The sequence below is a fragment of the Paenibacillus caseinilyticus genome, from assembly GCF_027533645.1.
In the GTDB taxonomy this organism is placed as follows: domain Bacteria; phylum Bacillota; class Bacilli; order Paenibacillales; family NBRC-103111; genus Paenibacillus_G; species Paenibacillus_G caseinilyticus.
In genome coordinates, this window is record NZ_JAQAGY010000001.1 from 644,758 (window position 1) to 668,409 (window position 23,652).

At 47.6% G+C, this 23,652-nt stretch carries 27 protein-coding genes and 2 pseudogenes; 14 read left to right on the plus strand and 15 right to left on the minus strand.

All coding sequences use genetic code 11. The annotated features are described in order from the left end of the window. The first annotated feature begins 157 nt into the window (after window positions 1-157). From O9H32_RS02640 to O9H32_RS02650, 3 genes are read left to right on the plus strand one after another with little or no spacing between them, the layout of a single operon-like run. Window positions 158-1,525 (plus strand): YheC/YheD family endospore coat-associated protein, encoded by a 1,368-nt coding sequence (locus O9H32_RS02640; protein WP_269864232.1) that lies wholly within the window; start codon window positions 158-160, stop codon window positions 1,523-1,525. Then, complete coding sequence (locus O9H32_RS02645) at window positions 1,526-2,728, plus strand: YheC/YheD family endospore coat-associated protein (protein WP_269864234.1); 1,203 nt, start codon at window positions 1,526-1,528, stop codon at window positions 2,726-2,728. Between the two features lie 6 nt (window positions 2,729-2,734). Further along, on the plus strand, window positions 2,735-3,838 hold the full coding sequence (locus O9H32_RS02650; protein ID WP_269864236.1) for a YheC/YheD family endospore coat-associated protein: 1,104 nt from the start codon (window positions 2,735-2,737) through the stop codon (window positions 3,836-3,838). A gap of 48 nt (window positions 3,839-3,886) precedes the next feature. Here O9H32_RS02650 and O9H32_RS02655 read toward each other — a convergent pair whose 3' ends face one another. Continuing rightward, the gene (locus tag O9H32_RS02655) at window positions 3,887-4,606 is read right to left on the minus strand and encodes an HAD family hydrolase (protein ID WP_269864237.1); all 720 of its coding nucleotides are present in this window, start codon (window positions 4,604-4,606) and stop codon (window positions 3,887-3,889) included. 89 nt (window positions 4,607-4,695) lie between these two features. Further along, window positions 4,696-5,151 (minus strand): CBO0543 family protein, encoded by a 456-nt coding sequence (locus O9H32_RS02660; protein ID WP_269864238.1) that lies wholly within the window; start codon window positions 5,149-5,151, stop codon window positions 4,696-4,698. Window positions 5,152-6,225: 1,074 nt separating this feature from the next. Between O9H32_RS02660 and O9H32_RS02665 the strand changes: the two genes are divergently transcribed. Together O9H32_RS02665 and O9H32_RS02670 are read left to right on the plus strand one after the other, a co-directional pair. After that, complete coding sequence (locus O9H32_RS02665) at window positions 6,226-6,696, plus strand: CBO0543 family protein (protein ID WP_269864239.1); 471 nt, start codon at window positions 6,226-6,228, stop codon at window positions 6,694-6,696. A 94-nt stretch (window positions 6,697-6,790) separates the two neighbouring features. Beyond that, entirely contained in the window at window positions 6,791-7,795 is a 1,005-nt protein-coding gene (locus O9H32_RS02670) for a DUF3231 family protein (RefSeq protein ID WP_269864240.1), read from the plus strand. A gap of 68 nt (window positions 7,796-7,863) precedes the next feature. On the opposite strand, the gene O9H32_RS02675 is transcribed toward O9H32_RS02670, so the two are convergent. Beyond that, on the minus strand, window positions 7,864-8,961 hold the full coding sequence (locus O9H32_RS02675; protein ID WP_269864241.1) for a DUF3231 family protein: 1,098 nt from the start codon (window positions 8,959-8,961) through the stop codon (window positions 7,864-7,866). 295 nt (window positions 8,962-9,256) lie between these two features. After that, complete coding sequence (locus tag O9H32_RS02680) at window positions 9,257-10,162, minus strand: DMT family transporter (RefSeq protein WP_269864243.1); 906 nt, start codon at window positions 10,160-10,162, stop codon at window positions 9,257-9,259. A 102-nt stretch (window positions 10,163-10,264) separates the two neighbouring features. On the opposite strand from O9H32_RS02680, the gene O9H32_RS02685 reads away from it, so the two are divergent. Both O9H32_RS02685 and O9H32_RS02690 read left to right on the plus strand, forming a co-directional pair. Beyond that, entirely contained in the window at window positions 10,265-10,957 is a 693-nt protein-coding gene (locus tag O9H32_RS02685; RefSeq protein WP_269864318.1) for an ArsR/SmtB family transcription factor, read from the plus strand. Window positions 10,958-11,169: 212 nt separating this feature from the next. Continuing rightward, window positions 11,170-11,646, plus strand: coding sequence for a CBO0543 family protein (locus tag O9H32_RS02690; RefSeq protein ID WP_269864244.1), 477 nt, complete (start codon window positions 11,170-11,172; stop codon window positions 11,644-11,646). A gap of 66 nt (window positions 11,647-11,712) precedes the next feature. On the opposite strand, the gene O9H32_RS02695 is transcribed toward O9H32_RS02690, so the two are convergent. The 4 genes and pseudogenes from O9H32_RS02695 to O9H32_RS02710 form a co-directional block, all read right to left on the minus strand. Further along, the gene (locus tag O9H32_RS02695) at window positions 11,713-11,904 is read right to left on the minus strand and encodes a hypothetical protein (protein WP_269864245.1); all 192 of its coding nucleotides are present in this window, start codon (window positions 11,902-11,904) and stop codon (window positions 11,713-11,715) included. A gap of 138 nt (window positions 11,905-12,042) precedes the next feature. Further along, window positions 12,043-12,267, minus strand: a complete 225-nt coding sequence (locus O9H32_RS02700; protein ID WP_269864246.1) for a DUF975 family protein — start codon at window positions 12,265-12,267, stop codon at window positions 12,043-12,045. Between the two features lie 19 nt (window positions 12,268-12,286). Continuing rightward, window positions 12,287-12,436, minus strand: coding sequence for a hypothetical protein (locus O9H32_RS02705; protein WP_269864247.1), 150 nt, complete (start codon window positions 12,434-12,436; stop codon window positions 12,287-12,289). A 244-nt stretch (window positions 12,437-12,680) separates the two neighbouring features. Next, a pseudogene (locus tag O9H32_RS02710) lies at window positions 12,681-13,065 on the minus strand (manganese catalase family protein); the annotation flags it as partial. Window positions 13,066-13,493: 428 nt separating this feature from the next. Between O9H32_RS02710 and O9H32_RS02715 the strand changes: the two are divergent. After that, window positions 13,494-15,044, plus strand: coding sequence for an RICIN domain-containing protein (locus tag O9H32_RS02715; protein WP_269864249.1), 1,551 nt, complete (start codon window positions 13,494-13,496; stop codon window positions 15,042-15,044). Window positions 15,045-15,540: 496 nt separating this feature from the next. Here the strand turns inward: O9H32_RS02715 and O9H32_RS02720 are convergent, their stop codons facing one another. After that, on the minus strand, window positions 15,541-15,837 hold the full coding sequence (locus tag O9H32_RS02720; protein ID WP_269864250.1) for an abortive infection family protein: 297 nt from the start codon (window positions 15,835-15,837) through the stop codon (window positions 15,541-15,543). Window positions 15,838-15,905: 68 nt separating this feature from the next. Between O9H32_RS02720 and O9H32_RS02725 the strand changes: the two genes are divergently transcribed. From O9H32_RS02725 to O9H32_RS02735, 3 genes and pseudogenes are all read left to right on the plus strand, one after another. Continuing rightward, window positions 15,906-16,082 carry a transposase gene (locus O9H32_RS02725; protein ID WP_406627241.1) on the plus strand — a complete coding sequence of 59 codons (177 nt, stop codon included), beginning with the start codon at window positions 15,906-15,908 and terminating at the stop codon, window positions 16,080-16,082. 177 nt (window positions 16,083-16,259) lie between these two features. Continuing rightward, window positions 16,260-16,922, plus strand: coding sequence for a copper amine oxidase N-terminal domain-containing protein (locus O9H32_RS02730; RefSeq protein ID WP_269864251.1), 663 nt, complete (start codon window positions 16,260-16,262; stop codon window positions 16,920-16,922). A gap of 65 nt (window positions 16,923-16,987) precedes the next feature. After that, window positions 16,988-17,458: pseudogene (locus O9H32_RS02735) on the plus strand (IS30 family transposase); the annotation flags it as partial. Between the two features lie 93 nt (window positions 17,459-17,551). Here O9H32_RS02735 and O9H32_RS02740 read toward each other — a convergent pair. From O9H32_RS02740 to O9H32_RS32845, 4 genes are all read right to left on the minus strand, one after another. Next, window positions 17,552-18,064 carry a hypothetical protein gene (locus O9H32_RS02740; RefSeq protein WP_269864252.1) on the minus strand — a complete coding sequence of 171 codons (513 nt, stop codon included), beginning with the start codon at window positions 18,062-18,064 and terminating at the stop codon, window positions 17,552-17,554. Between the two features lie 182 nt (window positions 18,065-18,246). After that, window positions 18,247-18,756: a hypothetical protein gene (locus O9H32_RS02745; RefSeq protein WP_269864253.1), complete on the minus strand. Its 510-nt coding sequence runs from the start codon at window positions 18,754-18,756 to the stop codon at window positions 18,247-18,249. 71 nt (window positions 18,757-18,827) lie between these two features. Beyond that, the gene (locus O9H32_RS02750; RefSeq protein ID WP_269864254.1) at window positions 18,828-18,980 is read right to left on the minus strand and encodes a hypothetical protein; all 153 of its coding nucleotides are present in this window, start codon (window positions 18,978-18,980) and stop codon (window positions 18,828-18,830) included. A gap of 20 nt (window positions 18,981-19,000) precedes the next feature. Beyond that, complete coding sequence (locus tag O9H32_RS32845) at window positions 19,001-19,111, minus strand: HNH endonuclease (RefSeq protein WP_406627247.1); 111 nt, start codon at window positions 19,109-19,111, stop codon at window positions 19,001-19,003. Window positions 19,112-19,721: 610 nt separating this feature from the next. Between O9H32_RS32845 and O9H32_RS02760 the strand changes: the two genes are divergently transcribed. Then, on the plus strand, window positions 19,722-20,390 hold the full coding sequence (locus O9H32_RS02760) for a hypothetical protein (RefSeq protein ID WP_269864256.1): 669 nt from the start codon (window positions 19,722-19,724) through the stop codon (window positions 20,388-20,390). 1,095 nt (window positions 20,391-21,485) lie between these two features. Here O9H32_RS02760 and O9H32_RS02765 read toward each other — a convergent pair. Together O9H32_RS02765 and O9H32_RS02770 are read right to left on the minus strand one after the other, a co-directional pair. Then, on the minus strand, window positions 21,486-22,247 hold the full coding sequence (locus O9H32_RS02765; RefSeq protein ID WP_269864257.1) for a DNA adenine methylase: 762 nt from the start codon (window positions 22,245-22,247) through the stop codon (window positions 21,486-21,488). Further along, window positions 22,244-22,687 (minus strand): tyrosine-type recombinase/integrase, encoded by a 444-nt coding sequence (locus O9H32_RS02770; protein ID WP_269864319.1) that lies wholly within the window; start codon window positions 22,685-22,687, stop codon window positions 22,244-22,246. The genes O9H32_RS02765 and O9H32_RS02770 overlap by 4 nt, the downstream gene beginning before the upstream one ends. A gap of 116 nt (window positions 22,688-22,803) precedes the next feature. Here O9H32_RS02770 and O9H32_RS02775 point away from each other — a divergent pair, with 116 nt between their 5' ends. Both O9H32_RS02775 and O9H32_RS02780 read left to right on the plus strand, forming a co-directional pair. After that, the gene (locus O9H32_RS02775; RefSeq protein WP_269864258.1) at window positions 22,804-23,106 is read left to right on the plus strand and encodes a hypothetical protein; all 303 of its coding nucleotides are present in this window, start codon (window positions 22,804-22,806) and stop codon (window positions 23,104-23,106) included. 59 nt (window positions 23,107-23,165) lie between these two features. Then, entirely contained in the window at window positions 23,166-23,396 is a 231-nt protein-coding gene (locus O9H32_RS02780; RefSeq protein WP_269864259.1) for a hypothetical protein, read from the plus strand. Window positions 23,397-23,652: the final 256 nt, after the last annotated feature.

Below are 23,652 nucleotides of genomic sequence, written 5' to 3' on the forward strand. Positions count from 1 at the left end.
ACGCCTGCAGCGCCCTCTCCGCATTCATGGCGGCATGCCGCGCAGCGCGGCTTACGATGGCTATCCCAGCGAAGTCCCGGTTTGCCTATGGCAAACCCCATGCGCTTATCTTTACGACGCCAGTTTTGCCGACGGCAAAACTCCCAGGAGGTTCAACATGAGCTTGACAACCTGCACGATTCATGTCACCCAGCGGCAGGAACGGGCCGTATATTTGACGAGCGAACTGGCACGGGAACTGAAACTGTCCAAAACCCGGACCGTGACTGTGAAACTCGGCAGCAAGAGCGTCTCCTTAAGCCTTAAGCTGCTCAAAAAAAGCGGCCATCACCTGTATTTGACCCCATCGGTATACAGCCAATTGAAGCTTCCCCGCAATGGTTCGGCGATGGCGACCAGCGCCACCGGCAAAGAGATCCGCCTCGGCCCGATGATCGGCATTCTCACCAACGTGGTCAAGAGCAGCAGCGCCCCTTTTGGCTCGCGTACGGAATTCATCCGCCAATTCATGCGCGTGGGCTCCGACAAGGCGTTCTACTTCGGCTTCTCGCCCCACGACGTCAACTGGTCGCAGGAGACGGTCAACGCTATTGTGCCGCAGAGCGAAGGAGGCTGGACGCGCAAGGTGCTCCCGCTGCCCGACGTCGTCTATAACCGGCTCCCGAGCCGCAAAGCCGAGAAGCTGGCTTCCATGAACGCCTTCAAGCAGCGCTTCATCCGCCGGGGCATCCCCCTGTTCAACTGGAGCTTCTTCGACAAGTGGGATGTCTACCATCTGCTCGAGGGGACCGAGGCGTTCCGGTATGTGCCGGAATCCAAGATCAATCCGAACAGCCTGCAAGTGAAGGAGATGCTCGAGAAGCACAAATTCCTCTATCTGAAACCGACCGCCGGTTCCCTCGGCATCGGCATCTACCGTTTAACTTATAATCCGAAGCGCGGCTATTATGCACGTTTCCGCAAAGGCGGCCGCAATGTGCTCCTGCGCTTCAGCAAATTCGAATCGCTCATGGCACTTGTCAACCGCCACAGCGGCAATATGAACGGCTACGTCATCCAACAGGGTATCCGGCTCATTGAGATCGATACGTGCCCGATCGACTTCCGTTTCCATATGACGAAGAACAGCAGCAACCAGTGGGTCGTTGCGGCGATCGGCGCCAAGAAAGCCGGCAAAGGCAGCGTGACCACCCACGTGCGGACCGGCGGCATGCTGATGACCCCCGAGCAGGTGCTGAAGCAGATCTTCGGTTCGCGGGCAGATACCGTGCTCTCGAACGCCAAGGAATCGGCGATCAAGCTCGCAGAAGACATTGAGACCAAACACCGGCATACGCTCGGGGAGCTCGGCTTTGATATCGGGATCGACCAGAGCGAGCGGATCTGGATGTTCGAGGCGAACTCCAAGCCGGGCCGTTCGATCTTCAAGCATCCGGCCCTGAAGGACCAAGGGAGGGCGTCCCTGCAGTATATCTATGACTATTGCCTCTACTTGAGCCGATTTCGGTCAAGGAGGGATTCCTGAGTGGACGCATTCCTACAGCAGAAGAAAGAGCGGAGGCCTACGATGGCCATCCTCACTCACGCGGATGAAAAAAGAATTTTTCGCGGGAATCGGGAAAATTTTGTCGATCTGATCCGCAAGGGAGAGGAGTCCGGCGTGCTCGTCTATGTCATGACGACCACCGACTTCAAACTCAGCGGCGGCAAGGCCATCGGCTATACGTACCATTCCGCCAAGAAGAAGTGGCAGCGTGAGGAACTCCCCCTCCCGCACGTGATTTACAACCGGATTCCTTACCGCAAGTTCGAGCTGATCCCCGAGGTGCAGCAGGTGCTCCAGACCTGCCTGCGCCATGGGCAGATCCACTTTTTCAACCCGTCCTTCTTCAACAAGTGGACGCTCTTCGAATGGCTGAACAAATCGAAGGAAACCCGGAGCGTCATCCCCGCCACGCTCCGTCTGTCCTCCGGGGGCGAAGAGATCGAGAAGCTGCTGGGCACCTACCCGATCCTCTACCTGAAGCCGATCCGAGGCAAGGCCGGCAAAGGGATCATGAAGGTAAGCCGGTCGGGCACCAGCAACCAATCCCGGATGTTCGAGCTGAGCATTCAGGAGAAAACCAAGAGCCATATCTCCCGGTACCCGACGGCCCGCCAGCTGTGGACCGAGCTGGAGCCGATGGTCGGCACCCAGGATTACATCGTGCAGCAGGGCATTACGTTATCCCACTATAAGCAGCGGCCCTTCGACCTGCGTGTCCTCGTACAGAAGAACGGCAAAGGACTGTGGACCGTCGCGGGCATCGGTGCCCGGCTCGCCGGCAAAATGAGCATCACGACGCATGTGCCCCGGGGAGGGTCGATCGACGATCCCGCCAAGCTGCTCGCCTACTCCTTCGGGACTACGACGGCGAAGCGCATCCTGATTCGGGCGAAGAAAACCGCCCTCACGGTCGCGAAGCGGATCGAGTATGCCAGCGGCCATGTCCTGGGGGAGATGTCGATGGACCTCGGGGTGGACAGCGATGGGCACATCTGGTTCTTCGAGGCGAATTCCAAGCCGATGAAGTTCGATGAACCGCCGATCCGCCAGAAATCGCTGGAGAATCTGATCCAATACTGCATCCATCTCTCCAAGATCAAACGGAGTGCGGCTGCCGGTGAGTCAGCCGCCTCCCTGAATCAACTGACAGGGGGCCGCCAGCCCAAACGGCGGAGGGGGTAATCTCTCATGAGCAAACAACTTGGCATCCTCACCATGTATTTGTCGGGACGCAAAATGGAGGAACTGTCGTTCTTCCGCAAGCTCTGTGTCACCGGCAGGAAGCTGGGGCTCGAGGTGCTGGTCTTTACACCCGATGATGTGGATGAGGACCGGACCCGTGTTCAAGCCATGACCTATGACGCCCAGCAGGGATGGGTGCGGCGGTGGTGTCCGTTTCCCCCGCTGATCTACGACCGCTGCCGCTACCATGGCGTTGATAACTTCCGCAAGCTGACCCGCTTCCGCAAACGGCATACGGCGCTGAGGTATCTCAGCCGCCCTCTGGCCAACAAATGGACCATGCACCAGACGCTCTCCGAGCATGAGCAGATCGCTCCGCATATGCCGGCAACCGTCCGTTACCGGAGCGTGAAGGATGTGCAGGATTTCCTGAAGGGGCACAGCGTCGTCTATATGAAGCCGAAGAGCGGAACGGGAGGACGCGGCATCGTCCGCCTGCAGCGGATGCAGGGCGGCGAAGCGGTCCTGCTGCAGGGAAGGGATCCGAACCGCCGGATACTGCCCTCGCAGAAAATCCTGGTCCGCCAGCTGCCGGTGAAGCTCAGCGGGTGGAAGCTGGAGGAGAAATACATCATCCAGCAGGGCATTCCCCTGACCCTGAAGGATGGGCGCGTGCACGACTTCCGGATGCTCGTCCAGAAGGACGGCGAAGGCTCCTGGCAGGTTACCGGGTGCGCCGGACGGATCGGACCGAGGCGGTCGGTCACCTCGAATCTGCACGGCGGAGGCACCGCCATTCCGATGGAGACGCTGCTCAAGAACCGGTTCGGCAACGACGAGAAGGTTGCCTCCATCAAGAAGACGGCCTACGCTTTGGGCCTGCATGTCGTGGAGCATCTGGAGAAGCAGTTCGGGATGCTGTGCGAGGTCGGCATCGATCTCGCGGTGGATCCCAAGGGCCAGGTGTGGCTGCTCGAAGTGAATCCGAAGCCTTCGCGCGAGGTCTTCTCGCGTATCGGCGAACGCGAGACCTACCGCCTCGCGATCACCAGGCCCCTGGAATTCGCACTATGGCTCTACAAACAAAAAATCAGCGGGGTTACCCGCTGATTTTTCTTGTCTCTTGCCTGTATTGTTATGCCGCTCATGCTGTCAGCCTTACTCCTGCAGCCCTTGCTTCTGCAGTCCCTGCTCCTGCTGCTGTCCCGGCAGCAAACCTACAATCTCCCGGAAATCGCGGATGCGCACATCCGCTTCGTCCAGCTCGCCTTCCTGGCGGAAGCCCGCATAATCGCAGCCGACCACGAACAATCCGTTCGTATGGCCGGCTTCCACGTCGGACGAGCGGTCTCCGACCATCCATGCGCTCGAGATGCCGTATTGATCCAGCAGCTTACGGACCAGATCTACCTTGGACCGCGTGCCGTGCTCGCCGGCACTGAACAAGCCTCCGGTCTCGAAGAGAGGCTCGAGGCCGCGGGCGCGAACCACGCCCTTGACGTAGCCTTCGAGTCCGTTGCTGGCGGTGAAGAGCCGGATGCCGCGGGCCCGCAGCGCCTTCAGGGTCTCCTCGACCCCTTCATACAGCAGCCCTTCGCCCCTCGCCATGCCTTCTACCTGGAATTGCAGCAGCAGCTCGTCGGCCCGGCGGTGTACCGCCGCGTCGGACTCCGGGATGACCTTCAGCCAGATATGCTCCAGCAGCATGCCGAGGCTCCCGAGGATAGATTCCTCCGGCGGCGTCTCTCCCTCATACAAGCCTTCGCTCCGAAGGCGGTCAAATGTGGCGTGATAGGCTGGAAGCAGCAAGGTTTCTGTTTGGAATAAAGTACCGTCGACATCGAAGATCATCGCTTCCGGCATCGTTCTCGCCGTCATTCATACGTCCCCCTCGTAGGTTAGTCGGCTCGCGAAACAACCCCCTGCAAGCACTCAACCTTCATAGAACCATGAGGAGAGGGGGCTTGTCAATGTAACCAGCGGGGCCCGCCGATCGTCGCACTGTCAAAATGCATCAGTCCGGCAAGGGGCACACGGAACAAAATCAGGAGGAGGGTCGTGATTCCTACCGACAGGACATACGCCAGCACCGGACGCCGCGAGTGCAGCCAAAGCATCGGAAACATCATCAGATCGAACCCGAAGGACCACCACCAGCTCCATCCGTGACCATAGGCAATATGTCCGGTATAGGCATACAACGCTTCGGGGACCGCGAAGTAGGCGACCCATTTGAGGTATTGCCTCAGAGGCAGCCCCCCCTCCTCCGGACAGCCTCTCAAAAAGAGAACGACGGAACAAGGGAAGACGATCAAGGTGTATAAGAGCTCGGTGTGGATAGGATAAAGCGGCACATCGGGCACGAAGGCCCAGAGCAAGTAATCCGTCGTGAACACGAAATATAGCACGTTTCCGCAGATCATATAAAGGACGGTTGGATGATATCTCTCTCCCTGTTCCCATCCCCGGACCTTGAGAAAGCAGGCCAGCGTCACCAAAGCAACCGCAATATGAATAAGCCGTTCCCCTCCTTTCCGAGCCGACGCAGAATAACACTGATCCCTACTAGGATAAACAATTTTTGTAAATTTTATATAAAAAAATCTTTAAAATTCCCGGACCCCGTACAAAACGTCTTCCGGGGGGATGTGGAACATCTTCATACCCCCTTGGAGGCGATGATGTGAACAATGTCCGCGAATGTATACAACCCGTCATCGCATACCATCGAAAGTAGGAAATAGCCCCAAAGGAGTGATTGTTATGGTTTTTGATCCTCAGTGGCCCCCGCAGCCGTGGCTTCAGCCATATTATCTGCAGCCCCCTTGGCAGCCCTGGCCTCAGCAGCGTTACCCGCTGCAGCCTTATTCATACCAACCTTGGCCGGAGCCTCCATACCCGGAACAGCCTTGGGAAGAGTGGCCGCGCCCTCAGGGGATGCCGGGCCATCATCCTGGACACCATCAGTTCGAGTCTTGGCTGTATCTTCCGGGTTTCCCTCCCCAGCACGGTTTTCCCCAACATCCCGGCTTTCCTGGAGAGAAGCATTGCCATGTGAGGACCATCGGCTATCCACCTGCGAACACTCCTCAGATTGTTGCACCGAACCCGCCTCATTCTGTTCATGATCTGCATCTGGGATGGCAGCATCTCTGGTTAAATCCACCCCACCCCGGGCACTCCGGCCCTCACGGCTGGATTTATGTAACCCATTTGGATCCACATTTTGATGCCGTTATTGGGTGTATCTACGTAGGAAGCAACCATTACCGGAGAGTATGGATTCCTAGAAAAAGCATCCATGCTCATTTCCGGTTTCATAGAGAACCCGAAGAGACCGCTGCAACGGAATAATAAGCGGGCCCTGTGAGAACAGGGCTTTTTGTGCGGTGTCTGAACCGTTATTGGGCCGCAAGAAAAAGCCTCACGGAATGAAATCGGTATACGTTGTTACGGACAGGGGGAATCTATAACCAAAAGAAGGGGGAATGGTGCGAATGGGGGTGTGGCTTCACTTGATCGCTTCGATTATTGTATTCAATGTCACTGCTTTCTTGATTCCCAAAACACTATCCAACTCGGAGAATTACGTAACCTCCCTCTTCTCCTTGCTGCTTGTGCTGGTTACAGATGTAACCCTGAACTTGAAGTATGATCTTTACGGTTACTTTAATGAAGGCGTAGACGGTGGAGGCTTCATCGCTATTTATGGAATCTACCCGGCCATAAATATTCTGTTCTTGAACCTTTTCCCTTACGAGAAAGGACTGATCGGCAGGAGCTTGTACTTTTTGTCCTGGTGGTTTTTTGCAGTCATTTACGAGTACTATGCCGTGAAAGTTGGTTGGTTTTATTATCATGGATGGAGACTGGAGTATTCCATCTTTGTTTACCCCCTTCTTTATCTTCTGCTGCTCTGGAGCCTACAGGTGGCTCGTTCTTTAAATCGAAATACCATTAAGGGATGATCGCCGTCACATGAATCGGAAACCACAAAAACTTATAGAATCAGAGCGATATTACAAATAATAAAAAAAACTAAATCCTTACGGGAGCTAAACTATGGACAATAAAAATTTAAAATTAACCTCAGCAGAAATTGGCACATTATGGGCGGAGTTTGTTAACGGAACTTCGGTTCATGTTATAAACAAATATATGTACAGCATCATTGAGGATCAAAAAATAAAAATATTATTTGAAGATGCCATAACAATTTTTGAACAACAAAAACAAGAAATATCAACTTTTATTAAGAATGAAGGATTCCCAGTACCCATTGGTTTCAGCGACCTTGACCTTAACGATGGGACCAAACGATTATTTTCGGACACCTTCTGTTTGTATTACTTGCATATCATGACACTTCACGGAATGTTAGGGCATGTCTCTTCACTCTCTGCTTCAGTCAGAAAAGATTTGCGCCAATTTTATGACAAATGTGATGATGACGGAAAGAAAATGCACGATAAAACGGTTGATCTATTACTAGACATGGGGCTTTTTCAAAGAGATCCCTACTTTTTCCCTGAAGAAAATCCCGAGTATGTTCTAGGGAAAAAATTTCTTGAAGGCTTTATGGGAGACAAACGCCCTTTAGCCGCTACCGAGGTTATAAGCCTCTCATTCAATATAAAGAAGAAAATTCTCGAGAAAACCCTCTCAATTGCGTTCAGTCAAGTTACCCGCTCAGAAAATGTGAAAAAGTTCTTAACCTCAGCACAACGGATCTCCGATGAACAGATTCAGAACTTAAGCGACATCTTACGCGAAGATAACTTGCCTGTACCCACATCGTGGGAAACGGAAATTACGACTTCAACCGATTCCCCTTTCTCAGATAAACTAATGCTGTACCACATGGGCTTTTTGGTTCAGACGGCACAGGCCTATCATGGAGTAGGATTAGCTTCAGCGATGCGAACAGACCTTGTTGTTCTATATGAAAAGATCATAACCAAAAACCTGGCCGTTACAAAAGATTGGTTTGATGTAATGACAGAAAATAAATGGTTAGAGCAACCCCCGCTTGCACCCAATCGTAAGAACATAGCAAATATTAAATAATACGACGATTACAGGGTTTCCCTAATGAAAAAAGCTGCCGGGTCCTTCCGGCAGCCATCAACTTTACTTCAGCTTCTAAGCGCTACACGATCAGGTGCTTGTGGTGGTTGTTCAAGCCAGTGGTTTTTTATCATGATTTTTGCACCGTCATCTGCATAGTTAAGAACTTCTGTCATGAGCCGATTATATGTAACTCCCAAATCTCTACGGAGGCTGCCAGCAATAGATGCTCCATAATTAGCAATACTTGTGGCATTCAAAACGCTCACGTGAAACATCATCAGCTTGTCGGAGAATGGCGGTTTGGTTGACGGACTGATTGTAGAATCCCAAGTACTTGGCAAGGGGATGTCATCATTCAATAATACTTCCCGAAATACACCCTCATGTTTTTCTGCAATCTCCTTTCCCCTCGCCATAAAATTCTTAACTTCTGAAGATCGAGCCACTTGGGCAAAACCTAATATAAATGTTCTCCCCATTGAATTTGTCTCTAAAGATTTGGAGATATGAGCCAGTTCGATGGAGGTGACCGGTCTATGGCGTCCCCATATTCCGGATAGGAAGGATTCCTCTTTTACATACTCCGTTTTCTCAGGAATGGGTATAATCGGGGAACGAATATACGCCCCCTTTTGCAATAGAAGCTCTGAAGCTTGATTAAATAAGGTAACAAGTAATTCTAAGGCCTTTGTAAAAAATTGTCTTGTATCCGCTCTTGCAGATAATTCAAGGGATACTGCGCAGTTTGCTGTACCCATAGCCGCCATGTATTTCATATATCGCAAGGCAAAAAGATCCGAGTAGATCCTTGGGGCATCCGAATGGTAATCATCCTCAGTAAATCCATCAGGAATAGGAATGTTATCCGTAGAGAAAATTTGTCGAACCCCCTCTACTATGAAGCTGATACTGCCTAAACCATTTTTTAAAACAGGATCCATTAATTTGTCCTCGTTCACTTTTTGAAAATGGTTCACAATACATCCCGACATGGTGTTTTGCATATATGCATTCCATAATACGGCGATTTCAGACGCGGTTAGCTTTGAGTTATGTTCCATTAGTTCCTCTCCTGCTTTTAAGAGTAGTTTGTTTATAATTTCTTCAATTAATAATAAATTTATCCTACCTGTGGCAGCTTTTATGCCAATAACTTTTCCCATTAACAAAACGTCCGGGCTTTTTGTGGCTGCGGTTGGCCAGCGCGAATAATAGGTAAACAGAGATGACTATCCGTAACCGTATAAGTGGCAGCCGCTTGTCATACAACTCCTTGCTTCTCAGCTACCGTTCTTTGTTCGCTACTCAAAAAATGGCTACTCTCCATCACAGTGTACATTGGAGAGCAGCCATTTTTTATTGTCACTACGAGGACTCGCTCAAGCGGGCGATCTTAAAACGCTAGAACTAAATTAGCTGCTAAAATCGTCGCTAAAGTCGTTCCCAATCACGAACGACTTACCCATTCGGCTTCGGCTGTAACCTTCCTTCTTCCTCATGATGCTGTTGCTTTTTACCGTAAGTAGTCCAATTCACAAGAAATATTCCAATGCAAATGCAAAATCCCCCTAAATACACATACGAATGTATTGTCTCGTTATGGATTATGAATCCCGAAAGTACACCGAAGAACGGGGCTAAGAACAGAAAGGCGCTTGTCTTCCCGGGATCGCCATGACTGAGCAGGTAATACCATGTCGCAAATTGCACAATCGAACCTAAGATTGCTAAGTATAATACAACCGACACAGAAGTTAGATTGGTCGTAAGTTGTGGCGATTCCATAGCGACACTAAACAATAACAGAAGGAGACCGCCAAATAACATTTGGTAAGCCGACATTACCCATGAATTAAATTGCGAACCCCACTTTTTCACCAAAATCGTGGCAATAGCCCAAGAAAGCGCGGATCCCAGCCCCAACCAGGTCCCTGTCGTTAACTGTAAATGAGATCCAAGCGATAAAAATACACCTGCAAATCCTATGAATACCCCAAGCCACTGAGTCATTCGATATTTCAAGCCTAGGAACCATGTTCCCAAAAATACGACTAGAAGCGGATTAACAAAGGTCAGTATAGAGGTCTCCCCCGACGGAATGGTACGCATGCTTAGGAAGATACATCCCATAACTCCAGTTGTCTGAAATAGTCCTATAATGAACAATTTCGACCAACTTTGAATAGATGTAGGCAACCGTTTCGTCCTGACGAATACGGCCATGATTAATCCAGCCATCGTAAATCGAATTCCCACAAGCAACAAAGGTGAGATATAGGATAATCCGATTTTTCCAATCGCAAAGGAAGATCCCATTAGAGAAGTGGCAAGTACAACAAGCAGTCCGAATATAAAACGATTCATGATTTCTCCTCTTTCTAAAGTTTGTAAGCATATGGTAGCATGAGAATACTTCGGTGGTCATCGAATCATAAGTGTAAGGGGGGAATAGTCCGAAAGATGAATATAAATTTGAAGCCGAACATCGTACAGGCTGCTAATTTAATTGGTGATCCGTCACGTCTTGCGATGCTAATTGCTTTGCTTGGAGGAAAGGCTTTACCCGCTACTGATTTAGCTCATGCTGCACGAATTTCACCACAGACTGCCAGTTCACATTTATCCAAGATGGTAGAAGGCGGCCTACTGATTCATGATTCATACGGGCGGCATAAATACTTTCGGCTTGCCAGCCCTGAGGTAGCACATGCGCTCGAATCCCTTCTAGCCATTTCGCCGCCCAAATCCGTAAGTTCGCTCCGCGAATCCGATGAACTTAAATCATTGCGTCATGCTCGAACTTGCTACGACCACCTGGCTGGAAAGATTGGCGTAGATCTAACCGATCGATTACTTAATATGAAGTATTTAGAGGAACATGGAAAAGATTATGTTATAACCGAAGAGGGTAAGGAGATGTTGCAGAATTTTGGCGTAGAGGTTAATGCGGAAACCAGAAAACGTCGGCATTATGCTCGCCAATGCTTGGACTGGAGCGAACGACGTCATCACTTAGCCGGAAGCTTGGGAGCCGCGATGACCAAAAGGTTGTTCGAATTAAATTGGATAGAACGTCTACCTAACGGCCGGGCTGTTCGAGTAACGGATGCAGGGAAAATAGGATTAACCAACAGTTTTGGGCTTACCTTTGAGCGTTAATAACGCTTACTGTCCCTAACTCTTGAACTAACCTCCCGTTAGCTTAATGAAGACAGGGAGCATATCATCCGATAGGGTGACTCATTCTGTAGTTGTCCGACACGTGCTCATGATATGAATTGATATTCGTATTCGACCGTCTCATATTAGTTTGAATATTGGTCATTTAGGATAGATTGACTAGTACTGAGTGATAAGGGGAGTTGCACTGAATGACCATAGATAAAATCACTTTGATCTTAATATGGAGCGCCACAATCATTTTGTTAATCGCATGCATCCCAAAAGATAAAGTCCGTGACGCCCATGTTATATTTCTATTCAAGCAGGTTTTAACCTGGCTCATTGGTCTACTCGTAGTAGAAAAGGGCTTAATTGAGTATCCAAACCGTGAGTTCCCGCACGCTTCAGGAACCAGCTTCTCATTTGAATACTTTATATTCCCTGCAATTTGTGTAGTGTTTAATCTGAGATATCCAGAGGGTAAGAGCACACTCTTTAAGATTTGCTGGTGGCTGTTTTTCCCTTCATGGATGACAGCTAGTGAAGTTATATTAGAGACTTATACGGACTTAATTCGATACAAAAATTGGACATGGTACTATACATGGATTTCGCTATTGGTGACTTTTTACATATCCAGACGTTATTACAAATGGTTCACCAAGAAGCCATTACCAGAAAATTGAATCAAGACCCTGCTACCCACATGATGAGGAATACTGCAGGAAGAGTTGACCTTAAGCTGCTATCATTTAACCAGCTATCACTGCTGCATTAATGTTAATTTTCTTTTGTAGTTCAACAAGGAATGTTGCGTTCGCTGCTTGTCTCGGCGTCAACCAGCTTTGAAGGCTGCCCATTTGCTTGATGCCCCAGCCATTCTGGCCAACCCATCCTCCTTTGAACAATGTTTCTGCATGAGCGACATCCTCTGTAGACTCCAACAAGTGATGATCTCCGTCAGATGAATCGGAGACCATCCCTTATTCAATATCATTTTCCACTCCCGCTGGATATACCCTTTCGCCCCCATCTGAAGCTGGAATGGAAAGGATAAGCCTCCACCCTGTTTCGTTTCGGCGTCAGCCTCCGGAATCATCCCTCTTGTGATACCCCTGCCCTTGCGACGCCTTCAGGTTCGTGTAGAAGTTGGCGTTCGTCACGGACATGTAAGGGCCAAGCCACAGAAAACCAATCCCTGCCGTCAACACCGCCAGCAGTACCCATCCGAGGAAACTAAGCCCCAGGACAAAATAGCGCCACTTGTGTCCCTTCATCATTTCCTTGCTGCGGCTAAGCGCTTCCATCGCCGTTAGCTCCGGATTGTCAATTCGGATATAATAGGCCATCGAATAGCGCGGCGACGAAGCCTGGAATAATGAGCAGCAGCATCCAGAGCAGCACGAAGAGCGTGGTGAGCAGGAACAGCACCAAGGCCGGCACGAACTTCACAAATCCCTGCAGCAGATCTTCCACGGCAGCCCCTTCTCCGCGATGCACCCGGAGGAAGTAGTAGGCCGAGCCCCAAGCGATCGGCCCCGAGATAACCAGGCTCAGAAGCTAACCGCCCTTCGGTATCCCGGAGACCAGGAGTGAGACGGCAATAGTAATCAGAGTTACCGCAGCTGCCTTCCACCAGTTCCCTCTCAGCTGCTCGAGCGCCCTGGTTTTCAATTCCGGTGATCGTTGCAATCCCTTCCACGTTGTCTCCCCTTCCCCTCTAAAACACTTTCTTCGCTCCCTGCTCCGCTTTGAGAATCTCCACCGCTTCGCGGAACCGCAGCGAATGCACGATCTCCCGCTCCCGCAAAAACTTAAGGGCATCCTGCAGGTCCACATCGTCAGTCAGGTCGATCAGCCACTGGTAGGTGGCCCTGGCCTTCTCTTCCGCCGCAATGTCTTCATACAGGTCTGCGATCGGATCTCCCTTGGCTTGGATATAAGCGGCCGTCCATGGCACCCCGGAAGCGTTCTGATAGAACAGCGCCCGGTCATGGGCCGCGTAGTGGTCATCCAGCCCGGCAGCCTTGAGCTGCTCCACCGTGGCGTCCTTGGTGAGCTTGTAGACCATGGTAGCGATTCATCTCGAGGTGCGCGAATTCCTCCGCACATCATTGATGGACGTAATTAATGAAGCGTATTTTATGATATCAATAATGATCGGTCGAGTTTCGTTACACCTTCAATAACTCCAGTTAAGAAGGACCACATCAAAATGTTCCACAAAAATTGGAGCACAAAGAAAAAACGGCTGGGCCCTTTGAACTCCAAGCCGGGTCAAACATCCTCACCTTCGATTCCAACAAAGTACATTTTCTTTCTATACTTTTTGGAGAGGAGCTGCTACCTATAAAGTACCAAAATGATAGAATCTTAATAAATAAACAATATAGAAAAAAAGGAAATATAATACATTTTGTAGTATGATATATTGTGAAAAATAGAATAAAAAACTGAACTTCTTAGGGGGTGATAAATATCATTTTTTCCAATTAAAAGTAAAAAATACTATGGGAATAAGAAAGGATTAAAGATGAAAAAAATCAAATTACTTTTAATGATTTGTTTTATTGTCGTTTTATTTTTCACTTCCTCTGCTGCTACATTTGCTAGCACTTCTGTAAATATCGGATCAGACGTTATTGTTAACAAATTTAATACAATCGATGTTGATCCTGGAATCTCTGTTGATCCTCAAGGGAATTTGTGGTTTGTGTATTCGGATGGCTCAAGTATATGGCACATCTTCAAGGGAACAACTATGGACAATTTGGTTGAACAATATTCATTTAATGCGCAAAATGCAGTAAGTAATGGATTTAGCAAACCAAATGGGGATGATAGATACTGGCCCTCCGGCTTATGGATAGTTCCTGAAAGCGGGAGATTTTACACAACTGTTCATGTAGAATTTAATTATGGAAGTTGGAGGAACCAAGGATACACTGGACCTATCCAGCATTTTCGTAGAATTGGCGTCGCTTATTCAGATGATCATGGGCGGACTTGGACCTATCAAGGAGATATTATAACAAGTCAGCATCCAACAAATCCTAGTTCGGGAGCCTATCCTGATGATTCCTACAACTATGGAGTTGGAGACCAAAAGCTATTTGTTGACTTAGCTGGAGGGTATTATTACGTCTATTATCAAACGGCATGGTTATCAAAAAATCAGGATAACAGACAATCACAGATAAAAGTCGCCAGAAGTCCTTTAGGGTCAAATATGGCACCCGGATCATGGAAAAAATATTTTAATGGAAGTTGGAATGAGCCAGGTATCGGTGGACAAGATAGCGTTGCTTTACCTGGGAATGTGAATGATAGTGGAGTTGTTGTTTGGAATAGTTATCTTAATAAGTATATGGCTATTACAAACGGTGATGGTGGAGGTAATATAGCAATAGCTAGCGATCTTAATAAGCAAGATTGGAGTTCACTAGGTAGATTTGCCGATAGAAGCAGAATCCAATGGTATAACTTCCCTGTCGATAGTAGCAATGCACGAGATAGAATGATTGTGGGGAAGACATTCAGATTGTATTCAGCACAAAATAATTATGATGGCATTCCTACAAAATATATGGATGTAACAATCGAAAGTGATGACAGAGAACAGAAATTTGAACAAAATGCCTTTTACAGAATTATAAATCAAAATAGCGGAAAAGCATTGGAGCTTTTAAATGGGGCAGGTCAGAATATTATTCAATGGGATATAGGCGGCGACGAAAAATATTATCAACAATGGAAAATACAAGAAACAGGAAAAGGTTTCTATAACATAATTAATAGACAAAGCAACAGAGCAATGGCAGTTGATGGAGGTTACAATAATAATTTTGCAAATGGTAAAGAAGTAATTCAATGGGAGTATGGAAATTGGATTCTTGATCAACAATGGACCATTATGGATATAGGCAGTGGCCGTTATAGACTTATTAATAACAATAGTCAAAAATCTCTAGGCATTGCTGGAAGTTATCCCACAAATTTAAACAATGCTCAACATGCAATTCAGTGGGATAGTGTACCGTGGGCAGGAGACCAACAATGGAGGATCGAAAAAGTACCCAACTAATATTTACTGATGTAATCGAGACTATCGTTGGGCTTGGCAGAAGGGTTTCCAGATGCAACAGGGTGTGAGCTCAATAAATGAGGGGACATATATTATTGTCCCCTTTTTGCTTTAATCAAAATCGCACCTCTTCTCGCGCCACGGTTCACCATACGTGATGCAAAGTAACCATTATTAACTGTATGCCGCGGTGCTTCACCATATCTGTATTCAACCAACGTTTCTCGGTAGTTGAATACAGGTTTTTTACGAAGCTTTGTCTTCTTTTCAAACGAGTAGGCGATACGTATGAGGGTAGATTCGGAAAATGCTTTCCCGCAAAAGTGATGCCAAATGGTCTACCATTCGCTCTATTCCCAGAGGGGATAGCTACTGACGATAACAGCTGTTGCACATAGATCCGTTACATATAAGCTGGGAATATATCACACAAAATAACCCAGACATGACTGAGTCGATCTCAGATGCTGTCTGGGGCTATTACAAGATTGTGAGATCATCCAGAACTGCGATCTCCCACAGCTAAAACGAAGTCAGCCATTGTCATAGCTGAATTTACAAACAACCTGGCATGATGCTCTGCGATTTTTATGCGCTTGGCTCCGATACCATGGGAGTCACTGCCCTTGTTTCTCATTTCAGCAATAGCGGAAAGAATCTTTTCCAGACCTGAGAGTAACCCGTTGATGCGCTTGTCGATTTCCTTGTTCTGATGCATATTATGAAGCTGTTTAACCTGATTGTATAGCTTGCCGATATCCGCTCTCAGTTGGCGTTTCGCCCCTTTTTTCAATCACATAGCAAAAAACTTCTTCCAGCAAAGTTCTGGACTTGGTAATGGCATTATCATAACTTTCATCCATGACATCCTGCATTGCCCGCCAATGGGATAATATTAAGGACCTGCTGCCAGCCGAAAGAAAACCACAAGGAGGGAGACCCCCGAACGACCATCGCCAGATACTGAACGCCATGCTGTGGGTAGGGCGCACCTGTTCGCCCTGGCGGGATTTACCGGAATACTACGGCTCCTGGTAGGTTCATTGATCCTCAACTCCATAAGAACATTTGATCGTATTATATCCAGAAATATGGATCAACACAACTAGATTTCCTTGGACAATTGGAGAACACTCACTAAAGAAAACTTTACTCGTTCAAATTTGAGGGTGCTGATATACTCTCAGTATTCAAACTTAGGGAGAGTGCCAAATAATGAAAAAACTGACCGTCTCACTCGCATTTGCTGCTACAGCACTTGTATCCGCTGCCGTAGGTGCATATGCTGCTTCAGACATCAAACTTATCGTCAATGGAAAACAATCATCCACCGCCGTCGAAATTATTGATGGCTCCAGCTATGTTCCATTGAGATCCGTTGCTGAAATGCTTGGTGCAGATGTTAAGTGGGATGGTGATGCCCGCACAATTACTATTGCAGGTAAGGACTACAAGCCGCAGGAAGCCACTACTCCAGTTAAATCTTACAGTGTAAACGTTGATCTCGCTAGTGGTCCTATGAAGATGAATATTTCCAAAGTCAGCTTGGACCCTGTGTATAAAGAAAATGAGTACTCTACTCCTGTCAAGGCTGTTGTCTTTGAAGTTAAGGTAGAGAACACTTCAAGTGAAACTTTAACCTGGCATGTACAGTTTGGAAAAATTGTAACGAACACAAAGGAGCAGGTTCAGGGAGGTTTTCACTCGGATCAAGTCGGTGGAGAATTCAATGGCAAGGTAATTAAAACGGGGAAAATTGTTTTCGAAGTGAAGGAACTGGAAGGCATCACTAGCCTGAACTACATAACTAGCGGTGCTGTAAATAAAAAATATGATCGCCTCAGTGAAGATATTAAGACTGATATTGTACTTAAATAAGAAAGAGGTCCCCCGCCAGTTATGGTGAGGGACTTTTTCGCTTCAATGGAATTCATTTCCACAAGTTCGGCCACTGGGAGCTGGATACCGCCCTGTCCAGTCGCGGAAAAAGCAAGGCTTGTGCAGCTACGTTCATTGAACGGAAGACGCGAAAGTATATCGCATTAAAAATCCCGGATCGCACTGCATACTCCATGGAGGTTGCATGCGGTTTGGTAGCAAGCCATTACCCACAACCTGCCTTTCTAGGCGCTACCGTAGACCGTGGCAAAGAGTTTGCCTGCTACAGCTCTTTAGAAAACCTGCTCGGCATCAAGGTCTACTTTGCCGCCCCCTATTCGTCCTGGCAACGCGGGTCCAATGAAAACAGCAACGGCCTGCTACGCGAATTCTTTCCCAAAGGTCACGACTTTGCATCCGTAACGGATAATGAACAAGCGGAGGCGGTTCACCTCATTAACCACCGTCCTCGTAAATGCCTCAGGTGGCGTTCAGCTCACGAAGCCTTCATGGATGAGATGTCGCACTTGGCTTGACAATCCGTCTTTTGAAAAAAGTCATGTTTCATTTGAGAAAATAAAAAAGAGCCGTGACGATGATACACCACGACTCCTTGAGAATCCTAAGTATTATCTTCCGGCTGTATCAGAAGCCCAGACAGGATACCAGACACTTTGATCTGTAGTACCTTTTGTATTATAAAGTACTACATTCCCGTCATCTTGAACTATCATGACCTGTCCATAGTATTCAGTACCCTCTGGGTATCGACCACTAGCAATACTCCATTTGTAGTTATCAGAAAACCAACTGAGTGAATTGTAGAAAGAAGACGTGTAGCTTACCACGATTTGGGGCCCTACCTTCAAAGTATTGGCAGGAAACATTAGTTTGTCAGTTTTTACGCTCCAGATAGGAGTGCCGCCATTCTTATAAAGCACCAAATTTCCATCTCTTTGCATTACAAGAGAAAATGTACCATTATTAGATTTTAACGATTGACCAGCCTCTAGAGTACCTCCAATGGATAAAGCGTTTTTGGAGTAATATACAGGATCATTAAGACCTAACGCAAAAGCCGACGAGAGAATGGAGAATTGAAGCATAAACACTGCAGATAAAATTAAAGCTAGTTTCTTCATACAGAGCCTCTTTTCTATATGTATAGTTTAGTTGCTCGTAAATTATATCAAATTTTATTCAATCATAAAGTTAAATTTAGTTGATTTTTGGATATAAAAGAACAAAATGGTTAACATGTTCATTAATAGAACTGTCTAAATAAAGTGCAATTATAACCTGGCGAATACCCGATCCATTATCTTCAACGGATACGATGAGTGACCTTCCAGATGAAGGCGCATGGCCAGGTATCTTTCGTACAACGTTTTTCTGAAGTTTCTTTCATGACTTCATTCAAGCGTTCAATCTCTGTTAATTTCTTATCCATCTTTATCGCCGCCTTAATTACCAACTTAGCGATAGTTAATTTATTAAAGGCGTTTTTTGTGGCTGATCCGGACGAGATCCATCGGTTGCGAGCCTCGCTTCTCCAGGTCTGTAATGACCATCTGTAGCCCCTGTTCCATTCGGATAGGTCCGCCGATATCATCCCCATACAACCCCTGGCTGTGTATACATGACCACCGATATCAACAGCAAACATCTGACCGAGTGCCGATTCGAATGTGTCGAAGCAACGGACGAAAGGGTCTTGGTTCCAGTCCGGCTCCTTTTCGATTAAGGACATGACTTTGGCCGTCCGTGCTTTTCGTGTTCCCCTGCGGTGCAGCTCCCTAGCGATCTTATGTTTCCATACATCGATCTTCTTCACGAGCAACCCTCCTTAAACTCAGACATGCTTTTACTTGATCCAGGACGGTTGCAGCCTCGTTGTACAAAAGCTTATTTCGATGAAAGGACGGCCAAGAGTTCCCTTATGACCAGATAGTTCTTATCAGCCCGTTCGGGAATAACCATGTCGCCTACCTTAATCTCGTGTTTCTTTGCTGCAGCGAGCTCAGCTCGTACAATCTGTCTCACTTCTTCTGGGTTCATTGGTCAACAGACCTTCTAATTTAATGAGTACCGTGTATTCTGTTGTGACAGGCATCGCAGAGACTAACCAGATTATCGAGCTGCAACCGCAATGCCCAAGCTTTACGCACCTCTTTGATGTGGTGAACCATAACCGCCGGGGTGAGGCGCTGTTCCTGCAAGCAGTACTGGCATGAATGATTGTCCCAGATCAGGGCAGCCTGTCTCGTCGATAACCAAGCCGAGGACTTGTAGAAGGACACGAGCTTAGGGTCCCTGGCCTGTTTGTCGTACTGCCTGACGGTTTGTTGTTGGTGATTCTTGCAGTAACGGCCTTCAGTCAACTGAGGGCACAAGGGGTAGCCGCATGGTCTTTTGGCTTCTTACTCATGCCGTTCTCTGTCCAAGATCCGCCATCGTTTGCCCCCCATCTGCTGTCTTGCTGCTTCCATTCGGTGCCGTTTCTCCTCCGACTCAGCGTTAAACCGAGTTATCTCCTTATGAGTTGCAAGGAGCCCGGTCAAGATCCAGTACAAGACAATGCGGCGTAAAATCACACGGATTCCTCCCCTCTAAAATAAAAAAAGGCTTGGAATTCAGATCAGCCATCTTGGCCCCATACCAGCGTAGCTGTCATCAGATGCACACATATAGCAAAAATCGTTAAAAAATATATCAAGATTTGGATAGCCACTATCATTTTAGGGGTGGTAGCATATACTTGTATGCAATGTAGTACAACCCAAATTTAGGAGGTATAGTATGTTACTGAAGAAAACAAAAGCATTTATGTTACTGGCCTTATCCATCGTAGCACTGCATGTATCGCCATCGGATCGTGTGGAGGCTGCTGAAAGTTATGCTTGTGACGGCAGCCCTGGGGTTTATATTTATCAAGATGGTAATTATTCTGGGGCATGTTATCGTGTAGGTGTTGGTGATTACGCAAATGCAGCTTCTTTGGCAATTCTTAACGACTCTGCTTCTTCCATTAGGATGGTACCGTTGAATAATAATACATATTATGAAGCTACTCTTTATGAGAACGCCAACTATACAGGAGCAACAAGTACAATTAGATTTGGGTCCGAGCAATTAGGGCAAGATCGGATCGGTAATGATAGGCTCTCTTCTATGAAAGTAAAAACCATAACTGCCGATGAATATGATGGTGTATATTTATTTGAACATGCCGTTTACCATGGGGATTGGATAAAGCTTACCGCACCTACTCCAGACCTTGCAAAATTAAACTTTAATGATAAGGCCAGCTCCGTTCACATAGTAGGAAGATATTCAGTGGGGTTATATCAGGACGTTAACTTTACGTATAGATCTGCAGGACTCACAATGAGTTGTCCGTATCTAAATGGTCTTTCTCCAAATAATATGAATGATAATGTCAGCTCGGTCCTTATTCAGCGATATTAATAATGCAAACAGGTGTTAATAACGATACGGGGATCCATGAAGCCCGAGGGGAAAGCATCCCTTCGGGTTTTTTCGTGTCTTCAAATAAGCCTACCCTAACAGGAGCTGGTGCCGGACTGCCCGGCCGCGACTCTCCGTATCTCACTAGCCGGGAACCTGAAGGATCCAGCGAACCGGCCCAATACCAGCATAGCTAACACAGGCCGCAAAGTAGGCCAGGGAAAAGTTCCTGAAAGAGCCATTTTAGGAACTTTGGGCATGCATTATAGCCACCGGTTTCCATATGCTTGCACTTGATGATAGCTACGCTGGCACTACCTCATCTTCTTATGGAAGAGTTGGGCACTAGACAATTGCTTTGCCATACTGCCTTGCTCTTCAAGCCACGCCTCAAACTGCTCTTCGTACAACTCTACATCTGTCTCTGGGACCCATTTGATCACTCCTTTTGTTGCTGCTGAGTTACCCATAACTTATATTCTGGGGAACTCGGGAAGGCTGCATTTTCCCAAGTCTGACGTGGTCTCTTTTTTTTATGTTGTTCAATATTCAAACGGTGTTCGTTCCCTCTGTAACCTTTCCACTTTGCAAATCGTTAGTGATTATAAAAACTGTTAAAGGTGGAATTTATACGAAACCAATTCCTCTGTGTATGTTGGGTGTTGCAAGTCTAGCATTTAGCATCGCTGGAAAAGACCTTTTGCAATGGGCTCCAACAATAGGGTGGTCTTTTGCAATTTTCTTTTTCTCAGCAGCAGGCTTTACAGCACTCAAAAATCGAAAGTAGCTACCCATGTATTTGATTATTCAAACTGTCCGTCGGGTAATTCGTAAATCCCTTTTAATCATTCTGCAAATTCTCTGCGTTCCGTCCATTGTGACTTTCCTTCTGCACCGTCTTTCTTGATATGCATCCAGTTTACGTATTGATTTCCGGAACTCCGTGTTTCGATGATGTTCACGCGGCGCTCTACTTGGCGCTTTCCTTCCATTCCCCAATAGGTAACGCCTCTTTTGCACAGTAGCCCTCCCATGTCCTTCGTTACTCAGCGAATGTTCGTCAGAAAAGCGTCATTTGACCGTTGTCAAAATTCATTAGCAGGAGTTCCTCTGCCCCCGTCCGACCCTGTCGCCTCCGACCACTTGCTTGTAAGCATCGAAGCTTTCACGCCACCAGTCGCCGTAGATCAACGGGTCATCGTAGTAGGACAGGACGACTTTACCCTTCACATTTCGGAGGAGCTCTGCCAGCTTCCGGTGATCGTCCTCAGTAAATCCGCCGGCGTAATACTTCTCACGGCCAACATAGGGAGGATCAACGTAAAAGAGCGTATGCTCATCGTCGTATTTCGGGATCAATTCCAGGAAGTCCATTCGCTCAATCATAACGCCCTTCGTACTTCGGCAAAGTCTTCGATTGAGCCCGCAGGCGGTAAGGTAGCCCCCTGCCGGGCTCTGGCCAGACACCGTGGAATGCCTCCAGCCGGTTTGAGGCACTTGCTCCACATTCCCCTTTGAGATGCCGCAGCGGTTCATGTAGAACCATCGTTTCACTCGCTCGTACGGATCCTCCGGCAGGGGCTCGCGCTTCCATCGCTCGTAGAGGCTCCGGCAGTATGGCAGCGCCTCGCATTCTGTAGCTAGCCGTTCCGGATCTAGAATGCTCTGGAGCAAAAAGTTCACGACCACGTCGTCAATAACGTTATACCCCTCATGCGTGACCCTCGGCTTCTGGGCAATCACATGAGCAGCCCCGCCGAACGGCTCGACATACTTCCGATGTGCCGGGAACCGTCTGATGATGTGCGCTGCATATTTAGACTTGCCGCCGAACCATATTAGGGGACTCCTAGTCACAAATGAAAACCTCCCACAACCTCGTCGATGATGTCCTGGTTGATGCCTATATACCGCAGGGTGATCGACGGAGCCGAATGATTGAAAATCTGCTGCAGCAACGCCACGTCCTTATAGCGCTTGTAGAAGTGGTACCCGAACGTCTCCCGCAACGTGTGTGTACCGATTTCGGACAATCCGACTTCCGCGGCCGCCCGGTTGAGTATCCGGTATGCCTGGACCCTCCCGATGTTCTGCTTAGTCCGATAGCTCGGAAAGGGTGGATCGCTGTCCTTCTTTCCCATGATGTACTCGTTGATGATCTCGCGCAGTTCTGCATTGATTGGCAAGCGCCGCATCTTCCCGTCTTCCGTTCCTGAGTCGCGCTCTGACTTCCGCCGGAGCACCGTCTTCATCGTTTCAAGCTTTTCCACACTTCTGATAGGCTGGACAATCTGTATGGCTCACCACTCCTTTCAGGTACGCAGGATATTCATTTTGATACTTTATACAAGCTACCTTCGTCCAAACAAAATTCACGATCTGGAATACATTGTAAGTGGAGGTGTATGTAACGATGGCCAAATATTTGCATACTGGATCGTTTAACTATCCAACTGCTGGTGTGAAAACGTTAGTTGTGGTCCCTATAGGGGTTGACGCAACACTCGCGATTGCTAACAATTCAAACCAGCCCTTTACTATCTTACTGAGTGGGGCCGTTACTGTTGCTGTAAAACCGTATGGGATTGCTCGAATTGGATTTGGCAGTGGAGGCTTTAAAACAACTGTTGCAATAAGAACTAAGGGAGCAAGCAATGGGGCGTTTATTGTTCAACAAACCGCATCCACATTAAGTAGAAGAAAACAAGCACGATGAAAACTATCGACCATTCGCTACCTCTCTGAGGTAGCGTTTTTGATTCTTCAAATACGACCGTGAATACTCAAGCACCACAAGCCCAATCTTTAATTGAAAGAAATGTAAAAGTTGGTGAATCCTTCACTCCCCATGGCTGGGGATACACTTCTAGTCCTCCAGCTGTTTTAGGGTCAATACGCTGGACATATAAAGAAGTCAAAATTACTATATTTCTAGCAGCTGCTCCTGGTGATACGATAATATCTGCACCAGGAAAACCTGACTATCATATTCATGTTACAGAATAATTTAAAATCACACTCTCTCTTGACGTCACAAATAACTCTTCGGCACCTTTAGGGGTGCTTTTTTTATTGGTAAGGAGTTTATAATTACGTCCTTCCTATTCATTTAGTTGTATCAGGAACATCGAACGCCTATATGATCCTCTAGGCATACTGGTACCTTTCGCTTCATGAACATCGTGTGCCCAATCTGCTTTTCGAGCTCGACATACTTGCGGTACAGATCAGGATTCTGTTCTGCGCCATCTGTAAGCCATTA